This window comes from Moorena sp. SIO1F2, assembly GCF_010672755.1.
In the GTDB taxonomy this organism is placed as follows: Bacteria; Cyanobacteriota; Cyanobacteriia; order Cyanobacteriales; family Coleofasciculaceae; genus Moorena.
In genome coordinates this window covers 1-3,514 of sequence record NZ_JAAHFV010000509.1, presented here as the reverse complement: position 1 = coordinate 3,514, position 3,514 = coordinate 1, and the positions used below count along the sequence as shown (strand labels likewise).

At 42.6% G+C, this 3,514-nt stretch carries 4 protein-coding genes and 1 pseudogene; 4 read left to right on the top strand and 1 reads right to left on the bottom strand.

The window, feature by feature from the left end; translation table 11 throughout:
• The first annotated feature begins 523 nt into the window (after nt 1–523).
• The 3 genes and pseudogenes from F6J94_RS31910 to F6J94_RS31900 all read left to right on the top strand — a co-directional run bounded on the left by F6J94_RS31910 (nt 524) and on the right by F6J94_RS31900 (nt 2,811).
• Nucleotides 524–1,501: pseudogene (locus tag F6J94_RS31910) on the top strand (glycosyltransferase family 2 protein).
• Nucleotides 1,502–1,550: 49 nt separating this feature from the next.
• The gene (locus F6J94_RS31905) at nt 1,551–1,928 is read left to right on the top strand and encodes a glycosyltransferase family 2 protein (protein ID WP_367142307.1); all 378 of its coding nucleotides are present in this window, start codon (nt 1,551–1,553) and stop codon (nt 1,926–1,928) included.
• A 199-nt stretch (nt 1,929–2,127) separates the two neighbouring features.
• Nucleotides 2,128–2,811, top strand: coding sequence for a hypothetical protein (locus tag F6J94_RS31900; protein ID WP_293047595.1), 684 nt, complete (start codon nt 2,128–2,130; stop codon nt 2,809–2,811).
• 11 nt (nt 2,812–2,822) lie between these two features.
• On the opposite strand, the gene F6J94_RS31895 is transcribed toward F6J94_RS31900, so the two are convergent.
• On the bottom strand, nt 2,823–3,008 hold the full coding sequence (locus tag F6J94_RS31895) for a hypothetical protein (RefSeq protein ID WP_293047594.1): 186 nt from the start codon (nt 3,006–3,008) through the stop codon (nt 2,823–2,825).
• 31 nt (nt 3,009–3,039) lie between these two features.
• Between F6J94_RS31895 and F6J94_RS31890 the strand changes: the two genes are divergently transcribed.
• On the top strand, nt 3,040–3,201 hold the full coding sequence (locus tag F6J94_RS31890) for a hypothetical protein (RefSeq protein ID WP_293047592.1): 162 nt from the start codon (nt 3,040–3,042) through the stop codon (nt 3,199–3,201).
• The last annotated feature ends 313 nt before the right edge of the window (nt 3,202–3,514 follow it).

Genomic DNA, 3,514 nt, shown 5'->3' with positions numbered 1-3,514 from the left:
CTATTCCTCTGTTTTAAGCCAATGGGAACTAGTTAAGTCAGACTCATCTATTATGTATTATCCCCAACTGCAATTGGTAGCCGGTCCTACCTTACCTACCCAGGGTAAACGCAAGAATCAATAAGCCGTAGCTTATTGATAAAAAGACCGGGTCATTCTCAACACGTTAACTCTATTGCGAGTACAGTTCGACGAGATTATAGGGGTTTCGAGCCACGATCAACCGATATCTAGCCAATGCACATTATGGGCAATTTTTTCTTGCGCTTACCCTGCTTACCTACCCGATCACAAATGCCAGACAGTCTACTACACTTGGGCAGAAATTTGTGATCAGTTCCTTGGAATATGAGAGGGATCAGGGGGTTATTTTTAGTCGTAAGTTATCAGTTTCAAGTATTGATCTATTTTTTTTGATAATTTTTTTTTTTAAATTAAATTAAAACTAGTTCTCTTTAAAACCACTGGTCAAACAATGAAAGATGTTTCTGTCATTATTCCCGTCTACGGAGTTTAAAACTATATTGCAGCAGCGGTGCAGTTTGTTCTCGACCAGACCTATACCAACTTTGAACTGCTTATTATTGAGGATGAATCCCCAGACAGTAGTATAAAAATTTGTCAATAATTCTCGGATCATCGCATTAAGATTATTCATGAAACTAATCGGGGACTGGCTGGAGCGCGCAATACAGGAATTCGCCATGCCAAAGGAGATTATTTAGCGTTTTTAGATTGGGATGACTTGTGGTTACTTCAGAAACTGGAAAGACATATTGAACACTTAGAAAAATTTCCAGAGGTAGGGGTTAGTTTTAGCCGTTCAGCATTGATTGATGAATCTGGAAATTTATTGAACACTTATCTAATGCCTAAGTTAAAGGACATTACCCGATCAGATTTATTCCGGTCTAGTCCTATTGGTAATGGTTCAGCTCCCGTAATTCGACGGGAAGTCTTTGAAGCCATTAAGTATCAAGATAACCTTTACGGCACTACAGAATATTTTTACTTTGATGAAAACTTCCGCCGCGCTGAAGATATTGAATGTTGGCTACGTATTGCGATTCAGACAGACTGGAAAATTGAAGGAATCCCTGAAGCACTAACCCTATATCGAGTCAATTCAGCCACTCTTTCAGCGAACTTAGTCAAACAGTTGGATTCGTGGAAACAAGTACTAGAAAAAACTCGCTCCTACGCTCCTGAATTGATTGAGAAGTGGGGAAATTTAGCCCTGGCCTATCGATTGCGAAACTTTGCTCGTAGTGCAGTACGTCTCAAAGATGGAGCAATGTCTGTCAAACTAATTAACGGTGCTTTGGCAACTTACTGGCGTATTCTCTTGGAAGAACCAAGCCGTACCCTTCGGACTTTGGCTGCTGCCTATTTACTTTGGCTGTTGCCTAAGCCCCTATATTCCTACCTCGAAGTTCTCGCTGTTAAAGTAGCGGGAATGCTCCAAAGACGTCAGATTTTGCAAGACCAACTTGGGCAATAATTCTCTTAGTCGTTTTCTCTTAGTCGTTCAGTATAGGATGGTTGATAAAATGAAAAAAGTTTCCGTCATTACTCCAGTCTACAACGTTGAGAAGTATATTGCTGCTACAGTACAGTCAGTTTTGGATCAAACTTACCAAAATTTTGAATATTTGCTCATTGATGATGGTTCTCCTGACCACAGTGTAGAGATTTGCCAGGAGTTCCTAGACCCGAGGATCAAAATTATTCGTCAGGAAAATCAGGGAGCTAATGCAGCAAGGAATGAAGGCATCCGCCAAGCCGAGGGAGAGTATATAGCATTTTTAGATGGCGATGACCTATGGTTGCCTCAAAAACTAGAAAAACATATTGAACATTTGGAAAACAATCCCAATTTGGGGATTAGCTTTAGCTGTTCTGGGTTTATCGATGAACTCAGGGGGTGACAACAAGGCTAAAAACTAGACAGGGTATGGGGTGTGGGGGGTAGGGGGTGGGGAAAATAGAAGGGAATTTGGAGTGAGCCCAGGGATAACAATCGCTCCCAAACCTGATTCAACCGTCCCGTTGCAACCTAGCCAGCTCCTGATCTTCCCCTACACCCTTCACCCCAAACCCCACACCCTGTAAGGCTTTGAAGGCTGTTTGTCACCCCGTCAGATCGATGAAGCAGGAAATCCCCTAGGAATCTATCAACTACCCAAACTAAAGGACATCACCATCGGTGACATAATTTGCCGTAATCCTATTAGTAATGGCTCCTGTGCTGTGTTCCGCAAGCAGGTATTTGAAGCCATTAAGTACCAAGAGACTATCAACGGAAAGACCAAAGACTTTTATTGGGATGAGGGATTGCAAGGGTCACAGGATTTGGATTGTTGGTTTCGCATTGCTATCCAAACCAATTGGCACCTGGAAGGCATTCCTGACTCTTTGACTCTATACCGAGTAAATTCCAGTGGTATATCAGCTAACTTGTTCAAAAAACAAAAGTCTTGGGAACAGGTAATTGAGAAAACTCGCTCTTATGCTCCTGATGTGGTGGTTGAGTGGGAAAATCGTGCCCGTGCTTACCATTTGAGGTATCTAGCTCGTAGGGCAGTTACCTTGAGAGATGGTGCCATGGCTGTCCAATTCTTCAACCAAGCTCTGGGGAGCTACTGGCAGATGCTCTGGGAAGAACCACGTCGTACCCTGTTAACTGGGGCTGCGGCCTATTTGCTCTGGCTTATACCTCAGAATCTTTACAAGCATATAGAAGCTTTAGCTTTAAAAACCACAGGGTCTTCACAACAGCGCCGGATTTCTCAAGCAATCAGAGGGACATGAAATGTCATCTATTAGCAAATAGCTAAAGCCTTGCTACCAATGCATGCTGGTTTTTGGGCGTTGCTGAATCTTTGAATGAATAGGAGTAGAGTGGGCATCCTGCCCGCTCGAAAATTGGTGTAACGGGCAAGATGCCCGTTACACCAAGATGCCCATTCTACGGCAAGATGCCCATTGTACAAAACTTTTAAAATCATTCCATTATTAAGCAACGCCGGTTTTTAGGTAATGGGTAATGGGTCTGCCAATTATCCATTACCCATTACCGACTCCCCACTCCCCACTCCCCACTCCCGATTCCCGACTCCCAGGGAGTGCGCGTTCACGCTTAGCTTTGAAAAAGCGCGGGGTCGCACCGCTCCCGACTCCCCACTCCCGACCCAAATGTAAAAAACCTACCCCTGTGAGCACAGCCCCTCTCCATTCGCGACGGCATCAAGAAAGTGAAATTGGATATTTTGTGAGTTGTAGCTAATTGTAAAATTTCTGTATACTAATTGTGAAATTTCTGTCTAGTTTTGATAAATCATATATCTAGCTAGACAGTTTTTTTTTGCTATAGTTTTTGATTATGATATACTTCTATAAAGTCTGGTTTTATCGCTTTTCTATAAGCTGACAGGGATGGCATCTTAAAATCATGATATGGCTTAATTGCCTAATTTTGACGTTCACTGTCTTATCTAGCTGTCGTATATACTAC

Bases quoted from the DNA above. Each gene is read 5' to 3' on its own strand.
- F6J94_RS31905 (WP_367142307.1), top strand. From the start codon at position 1,551: ATGAAAAAAGTTTCCGTCATTACTCCAGTCTACAACGTTGAGAAGTAT.
- F6J94_RS31895 (WP_293047594.1), bottom strand. From the start codon at position 3,008: ATGATTTTAAAAGTTTTGTACAATGGGCATCTTGCCGTAGAATGGGCA.
- F6J94_RS31890 (WP_293047592.1), top strand. From the start codon at position 3,040: ATGGGTAATGGGTCTGCCAATTATCCATTACCCATTACCGACTCCCCA.